27 protein-coding genes are annotated in these 26,689 nt (G+C 69.5%); 15 read left to right on the top strand and 12 right to left on the bottom strand.

The features are described from left to right. Positions 1 to 65: 65 nt before the first annotated feature. The gene (locus tag ABZ552_RS07935) at positions 66 to 869 is read left to right on the top strand and encodes an RNA methyltransferase (RefSeq protein WP_281917175.1); all 804 of its coding nucleotides are present in this window, start codon (positions 66 to 68) and stop codon (positions 867 to 869) included. A 144-nt stretch (positions 870 to 1,013) separates the two neighbouring features. Next, positions 1,014 to 1,313, top strand: coding sequence for a DUF2537 domain-containing protein (locus ABZ552_RS07940; RefSeq protein WP_281877309.1), 300 nt, complete (start codon positions 1,014 to 1,016; stop codon positions 1,311 to 1,313). Positions 1,314 to 1,329: 16 nt separating this feature from the next. On the opposite strand, the gene ABZ552_RS07945 is transcribed toward ABZ552_RS07940, so the two are convergent. The 3 genes from ABZ552_RS07945 to serC form a co-directional block, all read right to left on the bottom strand. Continuing rightward, complete coding sequence (locus ABZ552_RS07945; RefSeq protein ID WP_281877311.1) at positions 1,330 to 2,073, bottom strand: hypothetical protein; 744 nt, start codon at positions 2,071 to 2,073, stop codon at positions 1,330 to 1,332. A gap of 281 nt (positions 2,074 to 2,354) precedes the next feature. Beyond that, positions 2,355 to 3,386, bottom strand: coding sequence for a septation protein SepH (gene sepH, locus ABZ552_RS07950; protein WP_357436111.1), 1,032 nt, complete (start codon positions 3,384 to 3,386; stop codon positions 2,355 to 2,357). A gap of 212 nt (positions 3,387 to 3,598) precedes the next feature. Beyond that, positions 3,599 to 4,723, bottom strand: a complete 1,125-nt coding sequence (serC, locus tag ABZ552_RS07955; RefSeq protein ID WP_281917177.1) for a phosphoserine transaminase — start codon at positions 4,721 to 4,723, stop codon at positions 3,599 to 3,601. A 64-nt stretch (positions 4,724 to 4,787) separates the two neighbouring features. On the opposite strand from serC, the gene ABZ552_RS07960 reads away from it, so the two are divergent. Continuing rightward, complete coding sequence (locus ABZ552_RS07960; protein ID WP_281877315.1) at positions 4,788 to 5,426, top strand: hypothetical protein; 639 nt, start codon at positions 4,788 to 4,790, stop codon at positions 5,424 to 5,426. Positions 5,427 to 5,443: 17 nt separating this feature from the next. Here the strand turns inward: ABZ552_RS07960 and ABZ552_RS07965 are convergent, their stop codons facing one another. Further along, positions 5,444 to 6,316: a polysaccharide deacetylase family protein gene (locus ABZ552_RS07965; RefSeq protein WP_357436113.1), complete on the bottom strand. Its 873-nt coding sequence runs from the start codon at positions 6,314 to 6,316 to the stop codon at positions 5,444 to 5,446. Positions 6,317 to 6,565: 249 nt separating this feature from the next. Between ABZ552_RS07965 and ABZ552_RS07970 the strand changes: the two genes are divergently transcribed. Continuing rightward, complete coding sequence (locus ABZ552_RS07970) at positions 6,566 to 6,880, top strand: antibiotic biosynthesis monooxygenase (protein ID WP_357436115.1); 315 nt, start codon at positions 6,566 to 6,568, stop codon at positions 6,878 to 6,880. A gap of 5 nt (positions 6,881 to 6,885) precedes the next feature. On the opposite strand, the gene ABZ552_RS07975 is transcribed toward ABZ552_RS07970, so the two are convergent. Next, positions 6,886 to 8,091, bottom strand: a complete 1,206-nt coding sequence (locus tag ABZ552_RS07975) for a helix-turn-helix transcriptional regulator (protein WP_357436117.1) — start codon at positions 8,089 to 8,091, stop codon at positions 6,886 to 6,888. A 217-nt stretch (positions 8,092 to 8,308) separates the two neighbouring features. Between ABZ552_RS07975 and ABZ552_RS07980 the strand changes: the two genes are divergently transcribed. From ABZ552_RS07980 to ABZ552_RS07995, 4 genes are read left to right on the top strand one after another with little or no spacing between them, the layout of a single operon-like run. Next, positions 8,309 to 8,608 (top strand): hypothetical protein, encoded by a 300-nt coding sequence (locus ABZ552_RS07980; RefSeq protein WP_357436119.1) that lies wholly within the window; start codon positions 8,309 to 8,311, stop codon positions 8,606 to 8,608. Next, a complete protein-coding gene (locus ABZ552_RS07985) occupies positions 8,601 to 9,092 on the top strand; it encodes a DNA-directed RNA polymerase subunit beta (protein ID WP_357436121.1) in 492 nt (163 codons plus the stop codon). The genes ABZ552_RS07980 and ABZ552_RS07985 overlap by 8 nt, the downstream gene beginning before the upstream one ends. Before the next feature lie 5 nt (positions 9,093 to 9,097). Then, complete coding sequence (locus ABZ552_RS07990) at positions 9,098 to 9,307, top strand: hypothetical protein (RefSeq protein ID WP_357436123.1); 210 nt, start codon at positions 9,098 to 9,100, stop codon at positions 9,305 to 9,307. 24 nt (positions 9,308 to 9,331) lie between these two features. After that, positions 9,332 to 9,772, top strand: coding sequence for a hypothetical protein (locus tag ABZ552_RS07995; RefSeq protein ID WP_357436125.1), 441 nt, complete (start codon positions 9,332 to 9,334; stop codon positions 9,770 to 9,772). Here ABZ552_RS07995 and ABZ552_RS08000 read toward each other — a convergent pair. Beyond that, positions 9,736 to 10,017 carry a hypothetical protein gene (locus tag ABZ552_RS08000; protein WP_357436127.1) on the bottom strand — a complete coding sequence of 94 codons (282 nt, stop codon included), beginning with the start codon at positions 10,015 to 10,017 and terminating at the stop codon, positions 9,736 to 9,738. The two genes, ABZ552_RS07995 and ABZ552_RS08000, sit on opposite strands and share 37 nt — an antisense overlap. 90 nt (positions 10,018 to 10,107) lie before the next feature. On the opposite strand from ABZ552_RS08000, the gene ABZ552_RS08005 reads away from it, so the two are divergent. Next, positions 10,108 to 10,296 carry a hypothetical protein gene (locus tag ABZ552_RS08005; protein ID WP_357436129.1) on the top strand — a complete coding sequence of 63 codons (189 nt, stop codon included), beginning with the start codon at positions 10,108 to 10,110 and terminating at the stop codon, positions 10,294 to 10,296. Positions 10,297 to 10,478: 182 nt separating this feature from the next. Here the strand turns inward: ABZ552_RS08005 and ABZ552_RS08010 are convergent, their stop codons facing one another. Next, positions 10,479 to 11,627 carry a citrate synthase 2 gene (locus ABZ552_RS08010; RefSeq protein ID WP_159843346.1) on the bottom strand — a complete coding sequence of 383 codons (1,149 nt, stop codon included), beginning with the start codon at positions 11,625 to 11,627 and terminating at the stop codon, positions 10,479 to 10,481. A 121-nt stretch (positions 11,628 to 11,748) separates the two neighbouring features. Here ABZ552_RS08010 and pdxH point away from each other — a divergent pair, with 121 nt between their 5' ends. The 4 genes from pdxH (at position 11,749) to ABZ552_RS08030 (ending at position 15,692) form a co-directional block, all read left to right on the top strand. Then, entirely contained in the window at positions 11,749 to 12,441 is a 693-nt protein-coding gene (gene pdxH / locus ABZ552_RS08015; RefSeq protein ID WP_281877319.1) for a pyridoxamine 5'-phosphate oxidase, read from the top strand. A gap of 68 nt (positions 12,442 to 12,509) precedes the next feature. Further along, positions 12,510 to 13,790, top strand: a complete 1,281-nt coding sequence (locus ABZ552_RS08020) for an MFS transporter (protein WP_281877320.1) — start codon at positions 12,510 to 12,512, stop codon at positions 13,788 to 13,790. Between the two features lie 191 nt (positions 13,791 to 13,981). Beyond that, positions 13,982 to 15,295, top strand: a complete 1,314-nt coding sequence (locus ABZ552_RS08025; protein ID WP_083880375.1) for a citrate synthase — start codon at positions 13,982 to 13,984, stop codon at positions 15,293 to 15,295. A 37-nt stretch (positions 15,296 to 15,332) separates the two neighbouring features. Next, positions 15,333 to 15,692 (top strand): FKBP-type peptidyl-prolyl cis-trans isomerase, encoded by a 360-nt coding sequence (locus ABZ552_RS08030; RefSeq protein WP_043719293.1) that lies wholly within the window; start codon positions 15,333 to 15,335, stop codon positions 15,690 to 15,692. A gap of 330 nt (positions 15,693 to 16,022) precedes the next feature. Here the strand turns inward: ABZ552_RS08030 and ABZ552_RS08035 are convergent, their stop codons facing one another. The 5 genes from ABZ552_RS08035 to ABZ552_RS08055 all read right to left on the bottom strand — a co-directional run bounded on the left by ABZ552_RS08035 (position 16,023) and on the right by ABZ552_RS08055 (position 22,055). Continuing rightward, the gene (locus ABZ552_RS08035; RefSeq protein WP_281877322.1) at positions 16,023 to 17,192 is read right to left on the bottom strand and encodes a hypothetical protein; all 1,170 of its coding nucleotides are present in this window, start codon (positions 17,190 to 17,192) and stop codon (positions 16,023 to 16,025) included. 83 nt (positions 17,193 to 17,275) lie between these two features. Then, positions 17,276 to 18,646 carry a HAMP domain-containing sensor histidine kinase gene (locus ABZ552_RS08040; RefSeq protein ID WP_281877323.1) on the bottom strand — a complete coding sequence of 457 codons (1,371 nt, stop codon included), beginning with the start codon at positions 18,644 to 18,646 and terminating at the stop codon, positions 17,276 to 17,278. Then, positions 18,643 to 19,356 (bottom strand): response regulator transcription factor, encoded by a 714-nt coding sequence (locus tag ABZ552_RS08045; RefSeq protein WP_281877324.1) that lies wholly within the window; start codon positions 19,354 to 19,356, stop codon positions 18,643 to 18,645. The genes ABZ552_RS08040 and ABZ552_RS08045 overlap by 4 nt, the downstream gene beginning before the upstream one ends. Positions 19,357 to 19,483: 127 nt before the next feature. Then, positions 19,484 to 19,870, bottom strand: coding sequence for a hemophore-related protein (locus ABZ552_RS08050; RefSeq protein WP_281917180.1), 387 nt, complete (start codon positions 19,868 to 19,870; stop codon positions 19,484 to 19,486). Positions 19,871 to 19,991: 121 nt separating this feature from the next. Then, positions 19,992 to 22,055 carry an AMP-binding protein gene (locus ABZ552_RS08055; RefSeq protein ID WP_281877327.1) on the bottom strand — a complete coding sequence of 688 codons (2,064 nt, stop codon included), beginning with the start codon at positions 22,053 to 22,055 and terminating at the stop codon, positions 19,992 to 19,994. Between the two features lie 320 nt (positions 22,056 to 22,375). Between ABZ552_RS08055 and ABZ552_RS08060 the strand changes: the two genes are divergently transcribed. Next, positions 22,376 to 26,278, top strand: a complete 3,903-nt coding sequence (locus ABZ552_RS08060; RefSeq protein ID WP_357436133.1) for an ATP-binding protein — start codon at positions 22,376 to 22,378, stop codon at positions 26,276 to 26,278. Continuing rightward, a complete protein-coding gene (locus ABZ552_RS08065; RefSeq protein WP_011207200.1) occupies positions 26,275 to 26,688 on the top strand; it encodes a roadblock/LC7 domain-containing protein in 414 nt (137 codons plus the stop codon). Before ABZ552_RS08060 ends, ABZ552_RS08065 begins: the two co-directional genes overlap by 4 nt. Position 26,689: the final 1 nt, after the last annotated feature.

Consider the following 26,689-nt stretch of genomic DNA (forward strand, 5'->3'; position numbering starts at 1 on the left):
CGCTCCGCGACCGCCCGGCGAACGCCGATTCGGACCCGGCCGCGACGGTTCGGCAGGATGGAGCGGTGGCCGAAGTGATCGACATCGATGACCCCGCCGACCCTCGGGTCGACGACTTCCGCGACCTCAAGTCGGCCGATCGCAGGCCCGATCTGCCCGGGCGCAAGGGGCTGGTGATCGCCGAGGGCGTCGTGGTGGTCCAGCGGATGCTCGACTCGCGCTTCGCGCCGGCCGCGCTGCTCGGTGTGGAGCGCAGGCGTGCCGAACTCGCCGATGATCTGGTGGCTGTCGACGTGCCGTACTACCGGGCGACGGCCGAGGTGATGGCCGAGGTGGTCGGTTTCCACCTCAACCGCGGCGTGCTGGCCGTCGCCCGCCGCCCCGCCGAACTCGGCATGGACGAGGTGCTCGAGCGGGCGCGCACCATCGCGGTGCTCGAAGGCGTCAACGACCACGAGAATCTCGGCGCCATGTTCCGCAACGCGGCCGGGCTCGGAGCCGACGCGATCCTGTTCGGCGACCGCTGCGCCGACCCCTTGTACCGCCGGGCCGTCCGGGTCTCCATGGGACATGTGCTGCGGGTTCCGTTCGCGTCCGTGCCGGACTGGCCGGGCGGACTGGATATACTGCGCCGCAAGGGATTCCAGATCATCGCCCTCACTCCCGACGGGTCGGCGGCGAATCTGGCGGCGGCGATGACGGGGGAGCGGGTGGCGTTGTTGCTCGGGGCCGAAGGGCCGGGGCTGACCGAGGCGGCCATGCGGGCCACCGACGTCCGCGCGCGCATCCCCATGACGCCCGGCACCGATTCGCTCAATGTCGCGACCGCGGCCGCGATGGCGTTCTACGAGCGGGTGCGCACGGCATGAGCGGTCAGGCCCGGAGGAGGCAGCGCAGCGTGACCACGCAGGGCCCCGCTCATGCCGGAAAGGACACGGCATGAGCGGTCAGGCCCGGAGGAGGCAGCGCAGCGTGACCACGCAGGGCCCCGCTCATGCCGGAAAGGGCACGGCATGAGCGGACCGTATCGACCGTATCCGTCCTACCAGGACCCGACGCCGTGGGGCGCGGGCCTCACCGTGGCGGTCATGGTGGCGCTGCTGGCGGCGGTCGCGGTGTATTCGTTCGGGGCCGCGCTGGCCGAAGTGCACCCGTTGCTCGCGGTGGCGGTCAACTTGGTGGCGGTCGGCGGCGCCGCGCCCACCGCGTGGCGCTGGCGTTTCGCCCCGGTGACGCGGTGGGTGATCGGCGGCGGCGCGGTGGGCGTGCTGCTCGGATGGATCGTGCTGCTGGTCGGCGGATCGGCCGCCTAGCGCCGGGCTGCGGCGTTCAGCCGACCGGGTCGTGTCCGCGCAGCCAGCCGAGCAGTCCGCGCTTGCGCGAGGGCGTATGCGCCCCGCTTTCGGTGGAGCCGCGACCCGGCGGGCCGGGCATCTGGCCCTTCGGGTACAGCGCGAACTTGCAGACGGGAATGTCACCCGGCACGAGCGCGCGAGGCGCAGCCGGCCCGCGGTAATGGAAGCCGAGCCATTCATTGTTGGCCGCGTCGGCGAAATCGGGTGGGTCGAAGGGCAGCGCTTGGGGGTCGGGCAGTTCGCCCGCGCGCCACCGCACCGGATGCTCGCCGGCCCAGTACGGCCGTTCCCACACCAGCGGAAGTCCTTCGTCCTCCAGGATGCGCACCCGGGTCGAGCTGAACGATCTGCGGAATTCGCCGCGCTCCCAGTGGGCGAACGCGCCCCAGCCGTGCTCGAGGTCGAACGACACCAGATACGTGTGTTCCGAGGCCAGCGGCCGCACCAGCAACTCGGGGATCTCGGTCGGGTGGATACGCGCGGCTTGGGCCGAACACAACACCGTCACGCCGGGAAAGCAGCCGATGCACACCTCGTCGGTTCCGGGGCCCGCGCAACCCGCCAGCGTGCCGAGCATGACCGGTCGCACATCGCGGTCCTCGTGCAATTGCTTCGCCAATGCCAGTGCGGCTCCGGGATCCGGATCGTGGTTCGCGCGCAATATCGTCAGGGCATCGGGTGCGTCGACGTACCAGAGCGACCAAGCCTTGGAAAGCATCCGGCACCTCCCGATAGTTGCACGAATCGACTCCGCGAACCTCGAGCGAACGCCCGGCCGCGCCGAACGGCCACCGCTGGGGTGACCCCTGGCGCCGACGCGCGTCGTCGACCACACCGAAAATTTACTCGCCACGGACCGGCCCCGGTGCGGCTTCGCACCGCGAACGCCGGTTCGTGATCATCGATTTCGCGAGGCAGCGCTATCGGCAGAGGGCGGCCGACGCACGGGGGCTCCCGCGCCTCCGTCGGCGGCCGATCGACGGCCCGGAAGGCCGGCGCTCAGTGACCGGAGCTGCGCACCCCGAGCAGCACGTCCTCCCACGACGGCATCGGCGCCTTGCCGCGCTTGCTGCGACTCGGCTTGGCCGGAGCCTTGGCCGCGGGCTTCGCAGGCTCCTCGTTGGGGGCGGGCGCCGGCGTGGCGGTGTCCGCGGGGGTGGACGTCGCCGCTGTCGCGGCGCCGCTGGCGGCCGCGGCGGTAGCGGCAGTGGCCGGGGTGGCGGCCGCTGCGGGCGTCGAGCCGTTGCCCGCCGGGATCGCGGCGGCGCTGCCACCGGCCGCGACGGCCCGCTGTTCGTAGTACTCGTCCAGCATCGGCTGGCTCTGGCGGCTGGCGGTACGCGCGGGCGGCGCGGCCGGGGCGGGACGCGGTTCGGCCACCGGCTCCGGCTGCGGCGCGGCCGGTTCGGGCTCGGGCGGCGCGATCGTCGCCAGGCCGCGCAGGGCGCGCCCGAAATCCGGATCGATCAGATCGGAGGCCGGGTCGTCGAGCGGGGAGACCGAGCCGCCGTGCGCGTCCGGCTGGTAACGCCAGTGCGCGGCGATCTCGGATCGTCCGTTCTGCCACTGCAACTGGGCGACCCAGTACCCCTTCTCGTCCTTCCAGGCATCCCATTCAGCGCCCTCGATGTTGTGCCCGCGCGCGGTGAACGCGGCGGTGACCACATCGATGAGAGTGTCCACGGCGGGACCGTCGGGGCGCACCGGGTGCGCTTTCTGGGCGAGCTCGGCGGCGCGGGCCCGCTCCAGCAGCACCGGATAGGCGAATCGCTCGACGCGACTGGCCGGCATTCCGGATTCTTCGGTGACCTGTTCCACGGAGGCCCCTGCGCGAATACGGGCCTGGATATCGCGGGGACGCATAGTTGCTTCCATTTCGATCTCAATCTGGCCGAATCGGGCAAGGTCTCCGCGCGCGGCGGCTCGCAGTTTGTCGTCGGCGGGCAGCCGGAACTTCTGACCGGACTCGGTGTCGATACACACGATGTGCGTGGAGTCGGGCGTCACCCCGATCACTCGAAGTTCACGCACCGTTACCTCCTTATCGCGTCGACTCGCGACACCGCCCACTTTCCGAAACAGTAGTGCACATCTGAGATTCATGGGGCAGGACACGCGGCACGGAAATCTCTCGGGAGACGTCCGTGCCCCGCTAATCTGCTCTGTTCGCTCGGCTACGCCTAATTTCGCGGCGTGTCGATCCCGGGCGTGTTGCGGCCGTCAGGGGCCGAAAAATGCGGCTGTCAGCCGAGATTCTGCACGACCCAATCGATGGCGCGGGTCAGCTGGCTGACGTCGTCCGGATCGATCGCCGGGAACATGCCGATGCGCAGCTGGTTGCGGCCCAGCTTGCGGTACGGCTCGGTGTCCACGATGCCGTTGGCGCGCAGGATCTTCGCCACCGCGGCCGCGTCGACCGAATCGGCGAAGTCGATGGTGCCGACCACCTGCGAGCGGTGCGCGGGGTCCGTGACGTACGGGGTGGCGTACTCGCTCGACTCGGCCCAGGAGTACAGCCGCGAGGAGGAGTCCAGCGTGCGCTTGACCGCCCAGTCCAGACCGCCGTTGCCGTTGAGCCACTCGATCTGGTCGGCGAACAGCAGCAGGGTGCCCAGCGCCGGGGTGTTGTAGGTCTGGTCCTTCGTGCTGTTGTCGATCGCGATCGGCAGCGACAGGAAGTCGGGGGTCCAGCGGCCCGACGCCTTGATCTCCTCGACCCGGGCCAGCGCGGCCGGGCTCATCAGCGCGACCCACAGGCCGCCGTCGGAGGCGAAGCATTTCTGCGGCGCGAAGTAGTAGACGTCGGCGTCGGTGATGGTCACCGGGAGACCGCCCGCGCCGGAGGTGGCGTCGATGGCGATGAGCGCGTGCTCCGAGCCCGCGGGGCGCCGCACCGGGATCGAGACGCCGGTCGAGGTCTCGTTGTGCGCCCAGCCGATCAGGTCCGCCGACGGGTCGGACACCGGCTCCGGCGCGCTGCCGGGCTCCGCCGAGACCACGATCGGGTCGCCGATGAACGGGTTGCCCTTGGTCACCGCGGCGAACTTCGAGCTGAACTCACCGTTGGTCAAGTGCAGCGAACGCTCCCGGACCAGGCCGAACGCCGCGGCGTCCCAGAATGCGGTGGTGCCGCCGTTGCCCAGCACCACCTCGTAGCCGTCCGGCAGGCCGAACAGCTCGCGCAAGCCCGAGCGCACGCGCGCCACCACGTCCTTGACCGGTTTCTGCCGATGCGAGGTTCCGAACACCGAGGCGCCGACGTTCACCAGCGACTGCAGCTGCTCCGGACGCACCTTGGAGGGGCCGCAACCGAACCGTCCGTCGGCGGGCTTGAGATCGTCGGGAATGGTCGGAAACGCAGAGGTCATGGCGAACAGGGTAGTCGGTGGTGTCGCTGTGGCGACGCCCACACTCCGGCTAACGTAAGCGCCCATGAGCATGCCCTCAGCTAACTCAGGGTGGCGACTGCGCGAGCGAGCCCGGAATTTCCGGCTGCGCGGCGCGACGGTCTCGGACGCGATGCGGCGCGAGTTGCTGATCCGGGGCGAAGCGGGCACCGCGACGATCCTCGGGGTCCGTCCGCGGCGCACCGAACCGGGGCACGTGTTCTGGGTCCGGGTGCAGCTCGCGGAAGAATTCCCCTACGAGAGCCGGGTGCGGCAGCGGGTGCCGGACGCCGACCTGGAATGGATGCGGCCCGGTGACGTCGTGTGCTGCCGGGTGGATCCGCGCGACCGCGATCGCCTCGTGCTGTACGTGCCCGACCTCGCGGAATCCGGCCGGGCGAGCATCGCCAAGATCCTCGCCGACGGCCGCCGCGCCGACGCCACCGTGCTCGCCGCCGCGCCGGTCGCGGCGGGGTACTCCGGTCGCGACGACCCGGTGCTGCGTCTGGACCTGGAACTGCGCGCCTGGGACGAACCGCGACCGTGGCGGGTGCGGCTGGTCCAGCCGGTGCCCCTGCACGCCCTCCGCCTGGTCGATTTGGGCCGGCACCTGGAGGTCGCTTTCTTCGAGGTGGACCGCGGCGATACGGTCGCCGTCGACTGGGTCGCGTCGCTCGACGAGTGAACTACCGGCGAACGCTCCTACAGGTGCACGAAGGTGAAACCCATCGCGCGCAGCTTCGGCAGCGCCGCGATCATGCCCGCCGCGGTTCCGGAGTGCGGCCGGTGCATATGGGCCAGGGAAATGGCCCCGGGCGCGCCGGCATTCATCGCTGTTTGCACTTGGGCGGCCGACGCGGTCGCGCCGAAATCGGCGTTGATCGTGAAACCGACCGGGGTTTCACCCAATTCGTTGACGATGGACACCGCGACGTCGTCGTAATGCGCGGTGCCCGCCCGAAAGAATCGCGGGGGCTTGCCCGTCAGCGTGGTCAGCAGCTCATGGTTCGCCCATACTTCGTCGGCGGCCTCCTGCGCCGATCCGGTCCCGGCGATGCCATAGGCTTCCCGGCCGTTCACCGACAGCGGTTTGTGTGCCACGCCGTGATTGGCCAGTTCGAACAGTGGATTCGCCGCCAGCTGGGCGGTGCGCGCGCGGTTGGCATCGATCCAGCGCTTGTTCAGGAACAGCGTCGCGGGAATCCGCTCGGCGATCAGGAAATTCACCAGCGACTCGTCGATGTCGTTGTTGCCCGCGCCGCCGCAGGCGTCGAAGGTGAGCGCCATCTGTTTGCCCGCGGCAGCGAAAGTGCTCGTGATCCCCGCCATCGCGACGCCCCACTGCTGTGGCCGGATCCCGGCGTGCCTGGCGGCCACGGCGGACGGCGTGCCCGCGACGGGGACCGCCGAGACCGGAGCGACCCGTGCCCCCGTAGTGGTGCCAGGCGCGGCCGAGACGCGCGCCGGTGCGACGGACGTGTTCTGGGTGGCGGCGCACCCGGTGGCGGTGAATCCCGCGGCCAGCGCGACGCCCACGCCGAACATCCGCCGCCTCGATATTGTTTTGTCCAGCATCCCTCGAGTCCTCTAGCTTCCCCCCGGATGCTACGCGAGCCGGACATCGACGGCGGGGCAACATCTTCCGCCGTCGCGTTCGGCTCGCGCTCGTGCGCTGTGGCTCGGGTAGATCCGGTGGCCGAAGCCCATCAGGTCCTCGAATCGTGCCCGCGGTGACGTCGACACGCGGGGATCGAGCCCGTCGAACCAGCCCGGCCGCTGGTGGTGGCCTGTACGGTGACCGGATACCAGTGTCGAGGAGGGGCTATGTTCGCGCTCGTTGTGAAGTTCGATCTCCAGGACGCAGAGAAGGCGGCCGAGTTCGACAAGCTGATGGCCGAAACGGTCGAAGCCATCACGGAGCTGGAGCCCGGGACCCTCGTCTACGCCACCCACGCCGTTGAGAACGAGCCGTTGTCGCGCGTGTTCTACGAGGTGTACCGCGACCGCGACGCATTCGAGGAGCATGAGCGGCAGCCCCACACGAGGCACTTCCTGAGCCAGCGTGAGAAGTACATCGCCTCGTTCCGCGTGGAATTCTTGTCTCCGGCCGAAGCGAAAGGCTTACCCGCGGCAGGCTGACCGGATCACAGGCGCGCAGCCACTCCGCACCACACGGCGAAACCGTGGACGGTGTCGACGCTGCGCGCTTCCGCACGAGCCAGCGCCCGCACTGTTTCGTGCACCATGGGATTCCAGCGAGTCTGCGCCGGAGCAATCGCTTTTGCAGTCAGTAGCGCGTCCAAGGCGCGTGTGCGGTCTCCATGCAGGAGATAGGCGCGGGACAGGTCGATGTAGTGGTGACCCGCGCGTTCTTTCGGTGTGCCATCCGGGATTACCAGCGAGCGTGCGCGGTTGAGTGCCTCGGTGCCGTCCATGCCCTCCACGGCGAGCGCGACGGCCCAGATTTCGACGTTCGTGGGTCCGAACGAGAGAATGACGTCCCGATCGTCGCCGAGGCGCAGCGCTGTCTTCCGGGCCTCAGCCAAGTGCTCGTCAGCGAGGTCGCGTTTACCGGAGCGTGACGCGGCAAGTCCGGATTGCAAGTGCAAGCCGCCCCAAGCGATGAGATCGTGGCGGTGTCCGGCGCTGAGGCGGGGTTCGATACCGGCCCGGCAGCGTTCCAAGAACCTGAGGGCGGCGGTCCAGTCACCGCCGGAGGTGAGCAGCGAGGCCCGCTGGAACTGACTCGTGGCGATCCACAGCTCGTTTCCGGACTCTGTGGCTGCCCACGCGAGCCGATCGATGGCATGCGCGGCAAGGTCGCCATATCCGAGTTTGTGGGCGAGGCTGTGCGCCGAGTAGTACAGCTCACACAACAGTACGAGCGCCTGATCCCGCTCGCGGCCGTTGCTGCGATGCACCGCAGCACGTACTTCGCCGAGCAGCGGCGGCAGCGAGTCGCCCAGCTTGTGGAAAGAGGCGGCACGGCGATAGCGGCAGACGCGCTCGACGTCGGCCACGATCTCTCCTAGTGGGCGCACGTGGGAGACGTTGTCGTTGTCGAAGTCGTAGGCGGCCAGTTCGGTTCGTAACACCCCGACTGCGGCGTGCACCTCGGTGTCGGGGCCAGGCGCAGGCGGATACGGCTGTCCAGTCAGGTCAGCGACACTGAGTCGGAGAGCCTTGGACACGGCCCCGAGAAATGCCGGCGATGCGGGGGCCGTCCGCTGCTCGACGGCACGAACAATCCCAAGAGAGATGTGTGCTTTCTCGGCCAGTGCCTTCTGCGTCAGGCCTGCGAGCTTTCGGGCCTGGGCCACTCGCGCTGCGATTGCGGCGCGGTCTTCCATTTGGCTCACCTTTCCATTCAACGACATCCAATCGCACCTGCGTACTAAGAAGTTTGATACTTCGCGGGCTGAATTGGGCTCACAGTCGTAGCCAGGCCCCGGCGCCAGGTGACGCCCGTTCATGACCCGGGCACACCACCGGCGTCTGTGACGCCAGACGGTAGCGAAAGCCCCTGGCGCCGGGCGCCTCCATCGACTAGAGGGGAGTGGCGCGGGGATGAGAGAGGGTGACAAGGTCCGGCTGTCGAAGACGGGACAGTGGGAAACGACGGATGGCACGCCGTACGGGCCGTTGTCGCGGGTGCGTTGCCCCGATGTCGAGCACTGCCTACGCCTGGCCCCATACGAGGACGGGCGGATCGGACCGCACGACCGCAACATCCCCGGCCGGTGCGCGTGGGTGGGGGCCGCAGTCGTGGATGACCGTCACGACATCCCGTCGCAGTACCTGATCACGCTCAGCCCCATCACCGGCATCGACCGGATGCGATGGCCCGGTGGTGACCGCAATGACTGACCGTTCAGGCGTTCTCGCCAACGACGCGACGATGGTCTTGGAGACTCCGATGGCGCGGTGTCGGTTCTACCGCCACGTGTGCGGGCTGCCCGCCTGTATCGAGCCGTCGATGGGCCGGATCTCGCTGATATCGGGGAGTGTCGGGGCGATCACCGTGCCCGCTCAGCTCGGTGCGCGCGTGAAGATCCACATGCAGAACAGCGGTACACCGGCTGGGCCGATAATCTCGCACCCGCGTTCGAAGCGGTGGACGTTCTTGGTGGTGCCGGATATTCCGTGCGATACGCCGCTGTTCTCGGAGCTGTTCCGGCTCAACGCCACCATGACGTCGGCCGGGGCACAGATCGCATTGCCGTCCCCTGCCGACGACGGCCCGGCGCGCTTGCGAGTGTGGGCGCAGGCCCCGCGTGATTCGTATCGGCCATCAGCGCTGGCGGTGATCGGCGCCATCCGCGACTGCGTGCGAACCCGGCCGCGGCGGTAGCGCCGGTGACGAGCCCGCGCACAACGGAATTGGATGGGGTGACGGTGGTGTGGTGGGTCGACGCGGGTGTGGTGCGTGTGCTGCACATCCGGCACCCGCACGGGTCGACCACGTTCCGGTCCCCGCCGACCCTCGCCGAGTGCATCGATCTGATACCGCGCGAACTGTGGGTGCAGATCCGCTACCAGTACGAACAGTCGAGAAATGACTGGTGATACACCGCCGCAACGGGAGGAACGATGACCATCGCCACCGCGATCCGCACTGCCCTGCTCACCAGTGCCCTGGTGGTCGGCACAGCCACCATCGCCCACGCCGAACCGAACCACACCGCGAAGGACGAAGTGGTGTGCTTCCCGCACGCCATCGAGCCGTGGAAGACCGACCACGGTTCGATGGCCCCGATCCATTTCGGGTTCAAGGTGCACTGCACCGGTCGGCCGGAGATGCGCAGCGTCACCACGAAACTCTGGCGTTACGATGCTGCCGACGGAAAGTGGTACAAGCATGCCGAACGCATCGACACCTCCACCACCCCCGACGTTGAAGTGCTGTACTCGGCGTCGTGCTCGTCGGCAGGCGTCCTCTACGGATTCCACACGCAGGTGCACCTGACCGCGATCCACGGGACCTGGGACGACGGCTACGACGACAGCGCCACCATCTCCGCGATCTGCTGACCACGACCGGAAGGGCACAGCCAATGGACACACTGGGCCATCCAGCGGTCGCCGTAGCGCTCGATGCCCTCGTGGCAGCTGACCGGGACCTCGTCCCGGTCAGCGCCGTCGTGCGCGATGACCTGGTCGCTGTCGTCATCGACGGCGACCATGGCCGCTACATCGTGTTCGTCCACCCCGAAGGCGACCAATGGACTACTCGGGGCACGACGATCGGTGCACCACGACCGGCCGGGCCTCGGCACGAGCACACCCCGCCCTGGGAACCGCTGCAACGGAGGGGAATCCGGTTCCGATCCGAGACCGCAGAAAGGTCCGGCCCTGGCTGGTTCGCTGTGATCGGCCGTGCCGCTCACGACGCGGTCACCCTGTCGGTTACCTCCACGCTCGAAAAGTCTGTCGTGCCGATCGGCGCGAACGGTCTCGCGTTCGCCGTCGTCCGCGCGTACGGCAGCGAAACACCTCAGGTCACTGTGACCACCCGCGATGGGCGGGTGATCACGGCCGGGCCGCTCGCGGCCTGACTTGGAGCCCCAGTTGGTCCCCTACCGGGTAGGGCTCTGCGGTAGCTGGGGAAATCCCCTCCGTGGGCTCTGCAGTGTCCGACCTCACCGGGATTTGCGCCCGGGTCGCCCGACCGCCCGGGGCCAGCGCGCCGAAATCGACACCCGCAACGGTGACTGGGTCGTGCGCTGTCGGTTCGGTGTTACGTGTGCGCGATCGTGGCCCAGCCCTCGACCTCTTCGGGCTTGCGCGGACCGGGTCCGGTGTAGATGGCTGCGGGGCGGACCAGCTTGCCCAGTTGTTTCTGCTCGAGGATGTGTGCGCACCAGCCGGCGGTGCGGCCGCAGGTGAACATGGCGGGCATCATGTGCGCGGGCACTTCGGCGAAGTCGAGGATCACCGCGGCCCAGAACTCCACGTTGGTCTCGATGGCGCGATCCGGGCGGCGTTCGCGCAGTTCCGCCAGGGCGGCCTGCTCCAGCGCGGCGGCGACCTCGTAGCGGGGCGCGGCCAGTCGCTTGGCGGTGGCGCGCAGGACGCGGGCGCGCGGGTCCTCGGCCCGGTAGACCCGGTGGCCGAAGCCCATCAGCTTCTCCTTGCGGTCCAGGATGCCCTTGACCAGGGCCCGTGCGTCGCCGGTTCGCTCGACCTCTTCGATCATCGGCAGCACGCGTGCGGGCGCGCCGCCGTGCAGCGGACCCGACATGGCGCCGATCGCGCCGGACAGCGCGGCCGCGACGTCGGCTCCGGTCGAGGCGATCACCCGGGCGGTGAAGGTGGAGGCGTTCATGCCGTGCTCGGCGGCGGAGACCCAGTAGGCGTCGATGGCCTCGGTGTGGCGCGGGTCCGGGTCCCCCTTCCAGCGCGTCATGAAGCGCTCGGTGACCGTGGTGCACTCGTCGATCTTCTTCTGCGGGACGGCGGGCTGGTAGATGCCGCGCGCCGACTGCGCGACATAGGACAGCGCCATCACCGAGGCGCGGGCGAGGTTCTCGCGCGCGGTCTCGTCATCGATGTCCAGCAGCGGCTGGTAGCCCCAGATCGGTGCGAGCATGGCCAGCCCGGCCTGCACGTCGACGCGCACGTCACCGGTGTGCACGGGCAGCGGGAACGGCTCGGCGGGCGGCAGGCCGCGCCCGAACGATCCGTCGACCAGCAGGGCCCACACGTCGCCGAAGGTCACCCGGCCCTCGACCAGGTGCTCGATGTCGACACCGCGATAGCGCAGCGCGCCGCCGTCCTTGTCGGGTTCGGCGATGTCGGTGGTGAAGGCCACCACGCCCTCGAGGCCGCTGACGAAATCGCTGGGAACGGTGGCCTGCCCACCGGAAACCGCGGGGCTGGTAGTCATGTCACGACTCTCCTTGCACTTGGGTCGCACGTTCTCGCCGATGGGAAGATGTCGGATTTGACGAGCACATGCCGATCATCAAAACCTTAGCTCCCTGCTACCGCGGAGTAACGTCTGGCCCATGCGTGACCTGGACAATTCATCGGATCTGGCGGCTATGCGGGTCGACTACGGCGGCCTTCCGCACGGCGGCAACGACGACGTCGACTTGGACGAGACCTGGCTCGCCGGGGGCTGGGAGCCGCTGCTGCGGCATTGGATCGAACAGGCCACCGCGGTGGGCATCGCCGAACCCAACGCCATGGTGCTGGCCACGGTGTCGCTGGCCGACGGCACGCCGCGGCCGGTCGCGCGGACCGTGCTGTGTAAAGGGCTCTCCCCCGAGGGCGTGATCTTCTACACGAACTACGACTCGGCCAAAGGCGCGCAGCTGACCGCCGTCCCGTACGCCGCGGTCACCTTCGTCTGGCCCGCGCTGGGCAGGCAGGTGCACCTGCGCGGCGCGGTCGAGCGGGTCCCCGCCGAGACCACGGCGGCGTACTGGCGGTCCCGGCCGCGGGACTCGCAACTGGGCGCCTGGGCCTCGCGCCAGTCCCAGCCGATCGCGTCGCGGGCCGAATTGGACCGCACGCTGGCCGAGGCGACCGCGCGGTTCGCCGATGTCGACGAGATCCCGGTCCCGCCGCACTGGGGCGGATTCCTGGTCCGTCCCGACGAGGTCGAATTCTGGCAGGGCAGGCGAGGGCGGCTGCACAACCGCATCCGGGTGCGGATCGAGGGTGGGACGACCACGGTGGAGCGCCTGCAGCCCTGAGGTATTCCCCGCACCGGCGTGAGAATTCTCGCGCCGGGCCGGGGCGGGGGAGTGATTACGCTGCGGCAGTGAAACTGCTCGCCGACACCACTCCGCTGCGCAATCCGGACTATCGACGCCTGTGGAGTTCGGGCATCGTCACCATGATCGGCGCGCAACTGTCCGTCGTCGCGGTGCCGCAGCAGATCTTCCAGATCACCGGCAGCTCCGGCTACGTGGGGCTGGCCGGGCTGTTCGGCCTGGTGCCGCTGATCGTGTTCGGCTTGTGGGGCGGCGCGCTCGCCGACGTTCTGGACCGGCGCAAGCTCCTGCTGATCACCAATTCGGGCACCGGGCTCACGGCGCTGGCCTTCTGGCTGCAAGCGGCGGCCGGTGTGGACAACGTGTGGATCGTGCTCGGCCTGTTCGCCGTGCAGCAGGCGTTCTTCGCGGTGAACCAGCCCACCCGCAGCGCCACCATCCCGCGGCTGCTCCCGGAAGGCCAACTCGCCGCGGCCAATTCGCTGAACATGACGGTGATGCAGTTCGGCGCCATCGCGGGGCCGGTGCTGGCCGGTGCGCTGATCCCCGTCGTCGGGCTCGCCACGCTCTATCTGATCGACGCCGTCGCGCTGCTGGCCACCCTGTGGGCGGTGTGGCGGCTGCCCGCGCTGCCGCCCACCGGGACTGTGCGCCGGGCCGGATTCCGCACGGTGCTGGACGGTTTCGGGTACCTGGCCACGCAGCGGGTGCTGCTCGCGTCGTTCGCGGTGGACGTGATCGCCATGGTGTTCGGCATGCCGCGCGCGCTGTTCCCGCAGATCGCGCACGAGACCTTCGGCGACCCGGCCACCGGCGGCGTCGCGCTGGGCTTGCTGTTCGCCTCGATGTCGGCGGGCGCGGTGCTCGGCGGGGTGTTCTCCGGCTGGATTCCGCGCATCCGCAGGCAGGGCCTCGCCGTGCTGGTCTGCATCGCGCTGTGGGGGCTGGCCATGGTCGGCTTCGGCCTCGCCGTCGGCTTCACCGGCCACGGTCTCGGCGTCGGCGCCGGGCTCTGGATCGCCTTGGTGTGCTCGGCTTTCGGCGGCGCGGTGGACATGGTCTCGGCCGCGCTCCGGGTGACGATGCTGCAGACGGTGGCCACCGACGATCTGCGCGGACGGCTGCAAGGGGTATTCACCGTGGTGGTCGCGGGTGGCCCGCGCATCGGTGATGTTGCCCACGGTTTCGCGGCGGCGAGCCTGGGTACCGCTGTAGCCGCGGCGGGCGGTGGCGCGCTCGTGGTGGCGGGCGTGGTGCTCGCGGCGGTCGCGTTTCCGGCCTTCACGCGTTACCGTGTCGCTCGCGCTCATGCCGAAATCGCCGCGTGACGTGCAGCGCGAACACCTGGCGATCACGTTCCGCCGTGGCTGTGGGACCTCACCGCGCCGGGACGTGTTTGTGAGCCGCCGCAGGACTACCCTCCGGTATTGTCCGCGTCGGCCAACGGCTAGCGTTGAGGCAAGCGCATCGTGCGCCACCGCGCCGGTGCCTGTGGTTCTAGCCTGAGAGGGATCCTTCCGTGCCCGCTGAGAACATCATCAACGTCGACGACGACGCCAAGCCGGTTCTTTCCTACCCCGGCGGCGAGTTCCCGATGACGGTCACCAGGGCCGCCGAGGGCAACGACGGGATCGAGCTGGGAAAGCTGCTGGCCAGCACCGGGTACGTGACATACGACCCGGGCTTCATGAACACCGCCCCGACCAAGTCGGCGATCACCTACATCGACGGTGAGGCGGGCATCCTGCGCTACCGCGGTTACCCGATCGACCAGCTGGCGGCGGCCTCGACCTTCATCGAGGTCAGCTACCTGCTGATCTACGGCGAGCTGCCGACCCAGGCCCAGCTCGAGGACTTCACCGACCGCATCCGCAGGCACACCCTGCTGCATGAGGATCTGAAGCGGTTCTTCGACGGCTTCCCGCGCAACGCGCACCCCATGCCGGTGCTGTCCTCGGCGGTGAACGCGCTGTCGGCCTACTACCAGGACTCGCTGGACCCGCGCGATCCCGAACAGGTCGAGCTGTCCACCATCCGGCTGCTGGCCAAGCTGCCCACCATCGCGGCCTACTCGTACAAGAAGTCGGTCGGCCAGCCGTTCCTCTACCCGGACAACTCGCTGAGCCTGGTGGAGAACTTCCTGCGGATGACCTTCGGCTTCCCCGCCGAGCCCTACGAGGTGGACCCCGAGGTCGCCGCCGCGCTGGACATGCTGCTGATCCTGCACGCAGACCACGAGCAGAACTGCTCCACCTCGACCGTGCGCTTGGTCGGCTCGTCCGACGCCAACCTGTTCACCTCGGTGTCCGGCGGCATCAACGCGCTGTGGGGCCCGCTGCACGGCGGCGCCAACCAGGCCGTGCTGGAGATGCTCGACGGCATCAAGGCCAGCGGCAGCGACGTCAAGGAGTTCATCCGCAAGGTCAAGAACAAGGAAGACGGGGTGAAGCTCATGGGCTTCGGCCACCGCGTCTACCGCAACTACGACCCGCGCGCCTCGATCGCCAAGAAGCACGCCGACGCCATCCTCAGCAAGCTCGGCGGCCACGACGAGCTGTTCGACATCGCCCAGGCCCTGGAAGAGGCCGCGCTCACCGACGACTACTTCATCGAGCGCCGCCTGTACCCGAACGTCGACTTCTACACCGGCGTCATCTACAAGGCGATGGGCTTCCCGACCCGCATGTTCACCGTGCTGTTCGCGATGGGCCGGCTCCCCGGCTGGATCGCGCACTGGCGCGAGATGCACAGCGAACCGCTGAAGATCGGCCGTCCCCGGCAGATCTACACCGGCTACGGCGCTCGCGACTACCGCGAGATCAACAACCGTTGACGAAATCCATCCATCACCTATCGAAGGGGATAGCCGCATGACCAAACCGGAGATCGAGTTCCAGGCAGGGCCCGCGCCCACCGAGCTGGTGATCAAGGACATCATCGAAGGCTCGGGCAAGGAAGCGGTGCCCGGCGGCACCGTGGAAGTGCACTACGTGGGCGTCGAATTCGAATCCGGCGAAGAGTTCGACTCGTCCTGGAACCGCGGCGAGTCCATCACCTTCCCGCTGCGCGGCCTGATCCAGGGCTGGCAGGACGGCATCCCCGGGATGAAGGTCGGCGGTCGCCGTCAGCTGACCATCCCGCCGGAGCTGGCCTACGGCCCGGCCGGCGCCGGTCATCGGCTTTCGGGCAAGACGCTGGTCTTCGTGATCGATCTGCTGAACGCTAATTAATCTGGCGGCGCCTTCGGCGCCGCGTGTTCGCGGCCCCTTTATGGCTCGCGTCCGAGCGACCACTGCTTGCGACTTCGTCGCTTGCGCAGCGGCCGCTCGGACGCGAGCCGGGCCGCGAACGGCGGATGCTCGGTCTCGCTTCGCTCGAAAGACGTGGTTGGGGTGAGCTGGGCACGTCGGCAGGTCAGCTGCGGATGAAGTGCACGCGATTCCAGAGAGTCAGCGGTCGAGCGACCGGTATCCCGTAAGTCACCGTTCGCCCACCCGCCGTGCGACTGGAGATGTATGGCCCGTGTTCTACAGCGGAACACGGGCCATCGTCGTGTCCGGCTACTTTCGGACGATCTCGACCGGGTCGGTGAGCGCCGCTGCCAGGGCTGCTTGCTGGGTGCCGCTGCGCTGGGGCAGGGCGGCTACGGCCTTGTCGGTTTGGGTGCTCAGATTGTGGACGATGTTCTGCAGCTGGTTCACGCCGCCGGTGAGCTGGCTGATCGCGCCGATCAGCTGGGCGCCGCCCTGTTCGGCGAGCTGGGGGAGGCCCTCGGCGAGCTTCGCGCCTTCGTTCAACTGCGCGCTCGCGCCGGTCAGGCGGTCGACGACGGTGCGCAGCAGCGTGCCGAGATCGGTGTCGGGGTCGACCGCGCCGCCGACGAGCGAGCCGAGGCCGGTCAGCTGGGAGCCCGCCTGCGCGGACACGCCGCGCAACGCCTCCAGTTTTCCGATGATGTCGGCGAGCGCCGGATCGTTCGCGAACGGCAGCGCGCGCAGCAGCGGCAGCACTTGGTCGAGGCCGCCGCTCACCGTGTTGGCCGTCTGTTCCACCTGCGCGATGGTGATGCCGGTGGAATCGAGCGCCGCGGCGAGCTGACCGGCCTGCGCGGCGGCGCCGTCGACGGTGGAGTTCAGCAGCGCGATGGCCGAGGTCAGCTGCGCCGAACCGGATTTGGCGAACTCCAGGAAGCCGAGCAGCTGGTCGGCGCCGGAGCTGAACTGGTCGGCTCCCGCGGCGGCCGCCTCGACGCCCGCGTTGAGCAACTGTGCGGTGAACTGCACCTGCGACATCTGGGAGCGGGCCTGCGCGACGGCGGTGAGCGCGGCGTCCACCCCGGCCGCGCCGATCCGATGCGTCACCTCGGTCACGACGCCGTGCACCAGCTCGGCGTCGGCGTTTTCGTGGGACTGCACGGTGACCTCGGCCCGCTTCGGCTCGGGCCCGGCCAGGGTGCCCATCGACGCGGTGAGGTCGGCGGGCAACGTGATGACGACGGCGTAGTCGTCGGTGCTCGCCTCGCCGGGCGCGGCGGCGGTCCATTCGTAACCGCCCGCGTCCTGCAGCGCCTTCACCACCCGCGCGCCGGTCGGCCCCGCATCGGCATTGACCAGCGCGACGCCCGTCGGCCCGCGATCGGTTCCGGTACAGGCGGTGATTCCGGCGCCGAGCGCACCAGCTGAAATGAGGGCGACGACGAGAAGGCCCCAGCGGGCGCGTTTTCCGATCACGCCGCAGACCCTAAACGCGGGTTATGGCGTGGCCCTTGGCGTTTCTCTGAGAGTTGAGTAAGGAGCCGCGGGTGCGTCGCGAATCACACCGCCCCGGGCAGATCGAGGACCAGACGGATGCCGCCGAGCGTGCCCGCGTCGAAATACGCTCGGCCGCCGTGTAGCTGGGCCTGCTGGGCGACCAGCGCCAGGCCGAGGCCGGAGCCGCCCTTGCTCGCCTGGCTGCCGCGGAAGAAGCGGTCGAAGACGGCGTCGCGTTCCTCCGGCGGGATACCGCGGCCGTTGTCATCGATCGAGATGACGATGCGGCCGCCCGGCCCGCGGTGCGCGCAGACCAGGGCCTCGGTGGCTCCGCCGTGTTTGACCGAGTTGGCCAGCGCGTTGTCCACCGCCAGCCGCAGCCCCGCGGGCAGGCCCCGGGTGACCAGTTCGGCATCGGAATCGATGCGTACGGTGAGGCCGGGGAAATGTCGCATGGCGTCGTGCGCGGCCTGGTCGCACAGGTCGCCGACATCGGTGGCGACGTGGTCGCGCTCGTTGGTCAGATCGCCGGTGGCCAGCCGCTCCAGCGCCGCGAGCGTGCTCTCCACCCGGCCCTGGCTGCGCTGCAGGTCGTCGAGGATCTCGGCCCGCTGCGCCTCGTCGAGGTCGAGCGTGCGCAGCACCTCCAGGTCGGTGCGCATCGCGGTCAGCGGGGTGCGCAGCTCGTGGGCGGACACGGCGGCGAAGTCGCGCGCGGTCTCCAGGGCGGCGGCCGTCTGGGCCTGCGCCTGATCCACCCGCTGCAACATGGTGTTCACCGCGACGGCCAGCTGTTCCGCCTCGTGCACGCCCGCGCCCTCCACCGGGGCTTGCGGATTGTTCGGATCGGGATAGGCGCTGCGTGCGCCCACCTGGCTGGTCAGCCGCACGATCGGGCGCACCGCCGCGCCGGCGAGCAACCAGCCGAGCGCCGCGGCCGCGGCGATGGACAGCAGTGCGCCGCCGAGCACCCACCGTTGCTGCTCGGCGGTGGCCTGCGCCGCTCCGGCGGCGGGGATGCCGAGCGAGACCGTGCGGCCCGCGGGTTGATTCTCGGTGGTGGTCAGGATCCGGTAGGGGGTGCCGCCCACCGTGACGGTGCGGGAACCGGTCGGCAGCGCGGGTACTTCGGTGGGTGTGCTGGCCACGACACCACCATTGTCCCGGACGGTCACCGCCATGTCGTTGTTCAGCCCGGTCAGGCTGATGATCCGCACCGCGATCTGCGGTTCGAGCAGGACGATCCGCGCCGCGACGGCGAGCTGCTGGTCGGCCTGCTGGAGGTTGTTGCGCTCGATCGCGCGGATACTGATCAAGCTGATCAGCGTCACGATGATGATCGCGCCCGCGGCCGCCGCGCCCGCGACGCGGGTGCGCAGCGAGAACGACCGGCGCCGACGGCTTCTCGGCGACGCGGTGGCGGGCACGGTCATTTCGGCGCTCGGAGCACGAACCCGACGCCGCGGATCGTGTGCAGCAGCCGTGGCGCGCCGTCCACCTCGAGTTTGCGGCGCAGGTAGCCGACGAAGACGTCCACCACGTTGGTGTCGGCGGCGAAGTCGTAGCCCCACACCAGTTCCAGCAGGCGTTCCCGGCTCAGCACCACGCCGACGTTCCTGGCCAGCGTCGACAGCAACTCGAATTCCCGCTTGGTGAGCTCGATCTCGCGGCCGTTGAGCAGCGCGCGGTATCCCGCGACGTCCACTACGAGCGGACCGACGGTGACCGCGCCCGGGGTCGCGGGCGCCTGCGTGTCGGACCGGCGGCGCAGCAGCGCCCGGATCCGGGCCACCAGCTCCTTCAGCACGAACGGTTTGACCAGATAGTCGTCGGCGCCGGACTCCAGGCCGGAGATGCGGTCGTCCACCGACGCGCGGGCACTGAGCACACAGATCGGCACCTCGTTGCCCATCGCGCGCAACGCGGTCACCACGCCCGCGCCGTCGAGCACGGGCATGTTCATGTCCAGCACGATGGCGTCGGGCGCGTGCTCGTTCACGCTGCGCAGCGCTTGCGCGCCGTCCCTGGCCACGAGCACCTGGAAGCCGGACAACCGCAGGCCGCGCTCGACCGAGGCGAGCACATCCTCGTCGTCGTCGACGACGAGGACCGTCGGATTCGAGGTCGAGGTCACGTCATCCATTCTGCTCCCCGCCTCTGGTGAATCTGCGGACCGTACGAATGGGGCACGCGGCATGCGCATTCGGTCTCTCGGTGGTGACCCGCCGGGTATCGGACATACCCGGCGAGTCGCCCACGTCCCCGTGGAATCAGTAGTTGTGGCAGGTCTCGGCCACGACGCGGATGGTGTCGCGCAACTGCGCGGTCCGCGGGTCGTTCTCCGCCTGGCGTACCGCATCCGGGTTCTCGTCGATGGCGCGGCGCAGCTCGGCCCGGCGCTGCTCGACCGGCTGGTCGAACCGGCGCTGCAATTCGGCCTTCTGGCTCGGGTTCGCGTCGAGCACCGCGGCCAGCTGCGGGGCCTTGTCGTGCAGCGCCGCGTCGACCTGAGCGAACGAGCAGTCCGAGGTCAGGAGCGGCTCGGCGTATTCCATCGGGCCCGCGGTGGCGATGGCGGGGCTCAGGAACAACGTGACCGTGGCGATTCCGCCTGTTGCGAGAGCGGCGACGGCGGGGCGGCCTACGGAACGTTTCATGATGTATTGCCTCCAGATCATCGAAGGGTTTCGGGGCGGTCTCGAGGCTATTTCGAACTGCTGGCACCCGCGTGAACATCCTCTGAGGAAACTCTGAGGACGTGTCCGGGCGACGCGGAACTCAGGACGGCACAACCGGATCCGCGTCCGGCGCGACCACGTGGTCGGTGTTCTCGTTGTCGTCGTTCGCCGGGTCCCGCCACTCGGGACGGGCCGTGCGGATCTGCTGCTCCAGCGCCGCGAGCACCGCGGGATCCTCGATGGTGGACGGCACTTCGAACGTCTCGCCGGAGGTGATCTGCCGGATCGTCTTGCGCAGGATCTTGCCGGACCTGGTCTTGGGCAGCGCCGTCACGACGATGGCGTCGTGGAGCGTGGCGATCGCGCCGACCTGGGTGCGCACCCGTTCGATCAGCTCGTCGCGCAGCCGATCGGGATCGATCTCGACGCCGGACTTGAGCACCACGTACGCCAGCGGCCGGTGCCCCTTGAGTTCGTCGGGCAGCCCGATGACGGCGCATTCGGCGACCGCCTCGTGCCCCGCGATGGCCGCCTCGATGCTGCCCGCGGAGAGCCGGTGCCCGGCCATGTTGATCACGTCGTCGCTGCGGCCGAGGACGTACAGGTAGCCGTCCTCGTCGAAGTAGCCGGAGTCGCCGGTGAGGTAGTGGCCGGGGTAGGCGGACAGATAGGAGCGCTCGTACCGGGCGTCGTCGCGCCAGAGCCCGATCAGCGTGCCGGGCGGCAAGGGCAGGCCGATGACGATGTTGCCCTCGGTGTTCGGCGCCACCGCGTTGCCGGAGGAGTCGAGCACGCGTAGTCGATAGCCCGGCACCGGCACCGAGGCCGAACCCGGTTTGATCGGCAGTCGCTGCAGGCCGAGCGGGTTCGCGCAGATCGGCCACCCGGTCTCGGTCTGCCACCAGTGATCGACGACCGGGCAGTCCGAGCGGCCGGCGAGCAGGGTCTCCTCGGCCCAGGCGTAGGTGGCCGGGTCCAGGCGCTCGCCCGCGCAGAACAGGGCGCGCAGCGAAGAGAGGTCGTGGCGGTGGGCCAGTTCCGCCTCCGGGTCCGCCTTGCGGATGGCGCGCAGCGCGGTCGGAGCGGTGAACAGCACGTCGACCTTGTGTTCGGCGACCACCCGCCAGTACGCGCCCGCGTCCGGCGTGCCGATCGGCTTGCCCTCGTACAGCAGCGTGGTCGCTCCGACCAGCAGCGGCGCGTAGACGATGTAGGAGTGCCCGACCACCCAGCCCACGTCGGAGGCGGCCCACATCACCTGGCCCGCGTCCACGTCGTAGATATTGCGCATCGACCAGGCCAGGGCCACCGCGTGGCCGCCGTTGTCCCGGACCACGCCCTTCGGCTTCCCGGTGGTGCCGGAGGTGTAGAGGATGTAGAGCGGATCGGTGGCCGCGACCGACACCGGATCGGCCGGTGCCGCGTCACGCACCGCGTCGTCCCAGTCCAGCCACTGCGCGGCCACGGTCTGCGTCGAACTCGGCAGGTACTCGGTGGCCGGCTGCGGGGCGGGGAAATGGATGGTGTCGAACTGCGGCCGCTGCTTGACGATCACCGTGCGCGGGGCGGTGGTCCGAGCCAGATCCAGCGCCCGCAGCACGATGGGCGGGTATTCGATCTTCTTGCCCGGCTCCAGGCCGCCGGAGGCTGTGATGATCAGCACCGGCTCCGCGTCATCGATGCGCGCGGCCAGCTCCGGGGCCGCGAAACCGCCGAACACCACCGAGTGGACCGCGCCGATGCGGGCGCAGGCGAGCATCGCGATCACCGCTTCGGGGATCATCGGCAGGTAGATCACCACGCGATCGCCCGCGGAGACGCCCAGCCGGACCATCGCCCCGGCGAACCGTGACACCTCGTCGAGCAGTTCGGCGTAGGTGTAGACGACGGCGGTGTCGGTCATCGCCGAGTCGTAGATCAGGGCGGGCTGGTCGGCGCGGCTGGGGGCGCCTGGAGTAGTGGGGTGGACGTGCCGGTCCAGGGCATTGAAGGAGGTGTTGAGGCGAGCGCCGGAGAACCATCTGGCCACCGGGCGGGCGCCGGTGTCGACGATCTGGTCCGGCGGCACGTCCCAGTCGATCGCTTCGGCCGCGCCGGCCCAGAACTCGGCGGGATCCACCAAGCTGGTCTGGTAGGCCGGTCGGTACTCCTGCCGCACGTTCAACCCCGTGACTCCCTAGCCTCGCCTCGATGCCCGCCTCGATAGATCTGGTTGATTGTGGCAGACTTCACGCGACGCCCGGGTGGGTGCCGCTACCTTTGGTTTTGCCTGGAACCGGCAGGTCAATGATCGCGACATCACGCCCAGTCACCCAAGAAGTTATTGATCCGTTAGAATCTGATGTCACTTATTTGGGCCGTCGTAGACGCAATTTCTCGGCCAGCCGCAGCTCTCGGCCAGCTCCACCTGTCGAGCCAAGCACGCGAATGTGGAGGTTCGGTTGATGGCGCGTGGTAGAGGCCAGTTTGGAAAGTGAGTGGGAGATGCGTGACGCCGCTAGGTCCGGCAGCAGCCGCTGGGCTCTGGGCAACTGGGACCTGCGCTGGAAGGTGACGGCGGTGCTCGCCGTGCCTCTGGCGGTCGCGGTCGGGCTCGGCGTGTCCAGGATCTCGTCGGAGTTCGCGGAGTCGAACCGGCTCGCCGACATCTCGGAGAACGTCGCCGCCATTCCATCGGTCACCGCGCTCAGCGCGCAGACCGCCACCACCGCGGGCTCGCAGATGATCTCGCTGGGTACCAACCAGTCCGTGGTGACCGACCAGAACCTCGCGGATCTGGACAAGGCGATCGCCAACGCCGAGAAGGCGGTCGCCAAGCTCGACGGCGTGCCCGGCGCGCGCGAGGCCATCGACAGCATGCTCACCCAGGCCAAGGGTGTGCGCGCCCAGGGCAAATCGGTCTCGACCGGCCCGCCGGCGGACACCCTCGCGCTGATCGACCGCGTCCGCAACGACAGCGTCCGGATCGTCGAGACCACGGTCGGCCAGGTCAGCGACACCGCCGTCGACGCGGCCAAGCTGCGGCTGGTCGACTCGCTCAACACCCGCGCCACCCTGGTCAGCGAGCTCGCCGCCTTCCCCGAGGTGCTGCGCTCCCAGCAGTCCGGCGTCCAGAACTTCCTCATCGCCTCGAACACCGAGCGCGCGCTGCTCAACGTGCTCGCGCACCGCTTCTCCGACGGCGACACCTCGATCGCCGACCTGCGCGCGGGCATCGACACCAGGATCGCGCTGCTCACCAGCCCGCAGTCGCAGGCGGGCCAGCTCCCCGTCGGCGACCTGAAGAAGTCGCTGACCGACAGCCTCGCGGTCTACGAGCACGTCGTCGGCAAGGCGACCAAGGACATCGACTCCGCGATGCACTCGCTGGTGAGCACCGCCCAGCGCGACGCGTGGACCTACACTGCGGTCGTCATCGCGACCATCCTCGCCGCGCTGCTGCTCGCGGTCTTCGTGGCCCGCTCGATGATCGTGCCGCTGCACCGGCTGCGGTTGGCCGCGTTGCGCGTGGCCGAGAGCGACCTGCCGCACGAGGTCGCCCAGCTCCGCAACGGCGCGTCGCCGGAAGAGGTGCCGCTGGAGCCGATGCCGGTGCGCAGCACCGAGGAGATCGGTCAGCTGGCCCGCGCCGTCGACGACATCCACGGCCAGGCGCTGCGTCTGGCGAGTGACCAGGCGAAGATGCGTTCGCAGGTCAACGACATGTTCGAGACCCTGGCGCGGCGGTCGAAGTCGCTCGTCGACCATCAGCTCACCCTCATCGAGGCGATGGAGTACGACGAGAAGGACCCACGCCTGCTGGAGAACCTGTTCCGGCTGGACCATCTCGCCGCCCGCATGCGTCGTAACGGCGACAACCTGCTGATTCTCGCCGGTACCCGGCAGCGGCGCGCCAAGTCCGCCCCCGTCGAGATCGCCGACGTGCTGCGCGCCGCGATCTCCGAGGTCGAGGACTACGAGCGCGTGAAGCTCGGCGCCACGCCGCGCGGCTCGCTCAAGGAACCCGCCGCCTCCGACCTCGCGCACCTGTTCGCCGAGCTGCTGGACAACGCACTGCGCGCCTCGCCGCCGGAGACCGACGTCAAGTTCACTTTCGCCCAGGCGCACGATCAGGGCCTGCTCATCGAGGTGGCCGACCGCGGCATCGGTATGCCGCCCGCCGAGATGGCCGACATCAACCGCCGCTTGGAGCAGACCGCCGAGCCGGGCCCGGACACGGCCCGCCACATGGGTCTGTTCGTGGTCGGCAGGCTGGCCGAGCGGCACGGTCTCACCGTGCGGTTGCGCCCGACCTTCGACACCGCGCGCGATCCCGGCGTGACGGTGACCGTGCACGTGCCGGTCGGACTGATCGTCGCGGGCAAGCCGAGCGCGGGGCAGCCCGTCACCCCGCAGCCTTCGCCGCAGGCCGCCGCTCCACAGCGTCCGTCGGCGCCGTCGTCTATGCAGATGCGGGCCGTCCAGCGGACTCCTGGGGGCAATGTCATGGTCACTGTCGATCCCGGGGTGAGCGGTCCCATCCCGGCCGCGAGCGCCAAGCCCACCGGCTCGCCCAGCGGGCCGATCCCCACCGGCCCCGGCGGACTGCCGCAGCGGCAGCCGGGTTCGGCGATGTCGTCGTCCGGTATGCGCTCCGAGGCGCAGCAGTCGGCGACGAGCCTGCGGCCCGCGTCGGGTCAGCCTGCGCCGAGCGGTCCGCAGCGGGGCAAGCTCGCCGCGGCCAACCTGCCCAAGCGCACCCTCAGCCCCGGCGGTCCGCCGCCGCGCCAGCCCGGTGGTCCCACCGAGCAGTCCGGTACCGGACTGCCGCCGCGGGATCCGAGCTCCGGCGAACTGCCCGTGCGTCAGCCGGGCGCCAACGGTGTGCCGCAGCCGAGCACCGGCCTTCCGCAGCGCCAGCCCGGCACCAATGGAGCGCCGTCGCGGGACGCGTCGAACGGCCTGCCGCAGCGGGAGTCGGCGAGCGGTCTGCCGCAGCGTGAGTCCGGTTTGGGTGGTCTTCCGCAGCGCGAGTCCGCCTCTGGGGGCCTGCCGTCGCGTGATCCGGGTCCCACCGGCCTACCCCAGCGGCAGCCGGGTGCGAACGGTGTGCCGCAGCGTGAGTCGGCGGCAGGCGGTCTGCCGCAACGTGAGCCGACCTCGGGTGGTCTGCCGTCACGGGAGCCCACCTCGGGTGGACTCCCGTCGCGCGAGTCGGCGTTGGGTGGTCTGCCGTCGCGTGAGCCGGGTTCGAGTGGTTTGCCGTCGCGTGAGCCGGGTTCCACTGGTCTGCCGCAACGTGAGTCGGCGTTGGGTGGTTTGCCGCAGCGTGAGCCGGGTTCCACCGGTCTGCCGCAGCGTGAGTCCGCGTTGGGTGGTTTGCCGCAGCGTGAGCCGGGCTCGACTGGTTTGCCGTCGCGTGAGCCGGGTTCCACCGGTCTGCCGCAGCGTGAGTCCGCGTTGGGTGGTTTGCCGCAGCGTGAGCCGGGCTCGACCGGTTTGCCGCCGCGGCAGCCGGCGCCGAACCTCCCGCAACGCGACGCCGCACCAGGTGGTCTGCCGCAGCGTGAACCGGGTAGCGGTTTCCCGCAGCGGGATTCCGGCGCGCACCATCTTCCGCAGCGTGAGTCCGCGAACGGCTTGCCGCAGCGTGACGCGGGCTCCGGCGCGCTGCCCGCCGTCAACGGCCTGCCGCAGCGGGACTCGGCCGCGAGCGGCCTGCCGCAGCGTGAGTCGGCGGGTGGCTTGCCGCAGCGCGAGCCAGGCGCGGTGAACGGTCTGCCGCAGCGTCCGCCCGCACCGTCGAGTACACCGCAGCGCGAGAGCGGTCTGACCGGTCTGCCGCAGCGGCAGCCGGGCGCCCAAGCACCGCAGCGCCAGCCGGTGCCACCGGGCATCGCGCTGCCGCAGCGTGATCGCGGCGGCCAGCATGCCGCGAGCGAAGAGCAGCCCGCCACGTCGCCGGGCCGAGATCCCGGTAAGCACAGCTTCCGGTCCAACCCGGCCAAAACGGCCTCGTTCTTCCAGACCAGGCTGCAGCCGGCGGAGGAGCCGGGTGCGTCGATGGGCGGAACGCCGATCTTCGCCGAGATGATGTCGGCGTGGCTGTCGGATCCCAACGCGGATAGGTCACAGGTGGCCGCTTCCTTCGAATCGCCGGGTGACGAAGGTTGGCAAGCGGCTCGCCGCGCCAGCGAGGCCCAGCCCGAGACGAAAACGGCGGCCGGCTTGCCGCAACGCAATCCGGGCGGAAGGCTTGTCCCCGGCGGCGTCAGCGGTGCGGCGGATCGGGCGCCGCGCCGTGACCCAGAAACGATCAGGTCCAGCTTGAGTCGTCACCAGCAGGGCGTCCGGGATGGCCGCGCAATGAGAGCAATGAACCTAACCGGAGATAAAGGAGACCGATGAACCCCGATCTAGGTGGTACGAATCGTCAGCTGGATTGGCTGGTTTCGAACTTTGCCAACGAGGTTCCTGGCGTAGCCCATGCCGTCCTGGTCTCGGCGGACGGCCTACTCATGGCCGCGAGTGCCCAGCTGCCCGTCGACCGCGCCGAGCAGCTCTCGGCCGTCACGGCCGGTCTGGCGAGCCTGTCAGTCGGCGTCTCGAACCTGTTCGAGGGTGGCACCGTGCTGCAGTCCGTCGTCGAGATGGAGCACGGTTACCTGCTACTCATGGCTGTCGGCGACGGTTCCTATCTCGCGGTGCTGACCAACACTTCGTGTGATATCGGTCAGGTCGGTTACGAGATGGCTCTGTTGGTCGAGCGGGTTGGCCAGACTGTTCAGGCCACACCACGCGTCACGATGGGTTCCTGAT

The organism is Nocardia sp. NPDC019219 (genome assembly GCF_040632645.1).
GTDB lineage: Bacteria > Actinomycetota > Actinomycetes > Mycobacteriales > Mycobacteriaceae > Nocardia > Nocardia sputorum.

Bases quoted from the DNA above. Each gene is read 5' to 3' on its own strand.
- ABZ552_RS07940 (WP_281877309.1), top strand. From the start codon at position 1,014: ATGAGCGGACCGTATCGACCGTATCCGTCCTACCAGGACCCGACGCCG.
- ABZ552_RS07945 (WP_281877311.1), bottom strand. From the start codon at position 2,073: ATGCTTTCCAAGGCTTGGTCGCTCTGGTACGTCGACGCACCCGATGCC.
- serC (WP_281917177.1), bottom strand. From the start codon at position 4,723: ATGACCTCTGCGTTTCCGACCATTCCCGACGATCTCAAGCCCGCCGAC.
- ABZ552_RS07960 (WP_281877315.1), top strand. From the start codon at position 4,788: ATGAGCATGCCCTCAGCTAACTCAGGGTGGCGACTGCGCGAGCGAGCC.
- ABZ552_RS07965 (WP_357436113.1), bottom strand. From the start codon at position 6,316: ATGCTGGACAAAACAATATCGAGGCGGCGGATGTTCGGCGTGGGCGTC.
- ABZ552_RS07970 (WP_357436115.1), top strand. From the start codon at position 6,566: ATGTTCGCGCTCGTTGTGAAGTTCGATCTCCAGGACGCAGAGAAGGCG.
- ABZ552_RS07975 (WP_357436117.1), bottom strand. From the start codon at position 8,091: ATGGAAGACCGCGCCGCAATCGCAGCGCGAGTGGCCCAGGCCCGAAAG.
- ABZ552_RS07980 (WP_357436119.1), top strand. From the start codon at position 8,309: ATGAGAGAGGGTGACAAGGTCCGGCTGTCGAAGACGGGACAGTGGGAA.
- ABZ552_RS07985 (WP_357436121.1), top strand. From the start codon at position 8,601: ATGACTGACCGTTCAGGCGTTCTCGCCAACGACGCGACGATGGTCTTG.
- ABZ552_RS07995 (WP_357436125.1), top strand. From the start codon at position 9,332: ATGACCATCGCCACCGCGATCCGCACTGCCCTGCTCACCAGTGCCCTG.
- ABZ552_RS08010 (WP_159843346.1), bottom strand. From the start codon at position 11,627: ATGACTACCAGCCCCGCGGTTTCCGGTGGGCAGGCCACCGTTCCCAGC.
- pdxH (WP_281877319.1), top strand. From the start codon at position 11,749: ATGCGTGACCTGGACAATTCATCGGATCTGGCGGCTATGCGGGTCGAC.
- ABZ552_RS08030 (WP_043719293.1), top strand. From the start codon at position 15,333: ATGACCAAACCGGAGATCGAGTTCCAGGCAGGGCCCGCGCCCACCGAG.
- ABZ552_RS08040 (WP_281877323.1), bottom strand. From the start codon at position 18,646: ATGACCGTGCCCGCCACCGCGTCGCCGAGAAGCCGTCGGCGCCGGTCG.
- ABZ552_RS08045 (WP_281877324.1), bottom strand. From the start codon at position 19,356: ATGGATGACGTGACCTCGACCTCGAATCCGACGGTCCTCGTCGTCGAC.
- ABZ552_RS08050 (WP_281917180.1), bottom strand. From the start codon at position 19,870: ATGAAACGTTCCGTAGGCCGCCCCGCCGTCGCCGCTCTCGCAACAGGC.
- ABZ552_RS08060 (WP_357436133.1), top strand. From the start codon at position 22,376: ATGCGTGACGCCGCTAGGTCCGGCAGCAGCCGCTGGGCTCTGGGCAAC.
- ABZ552_RS08065 (WP_011207200.1), top strand. From the start codon at position 26,275: ATGAACCCCGATCTAGGTGGTACGAATCGTCAGCTGGATTGGCTGGTT.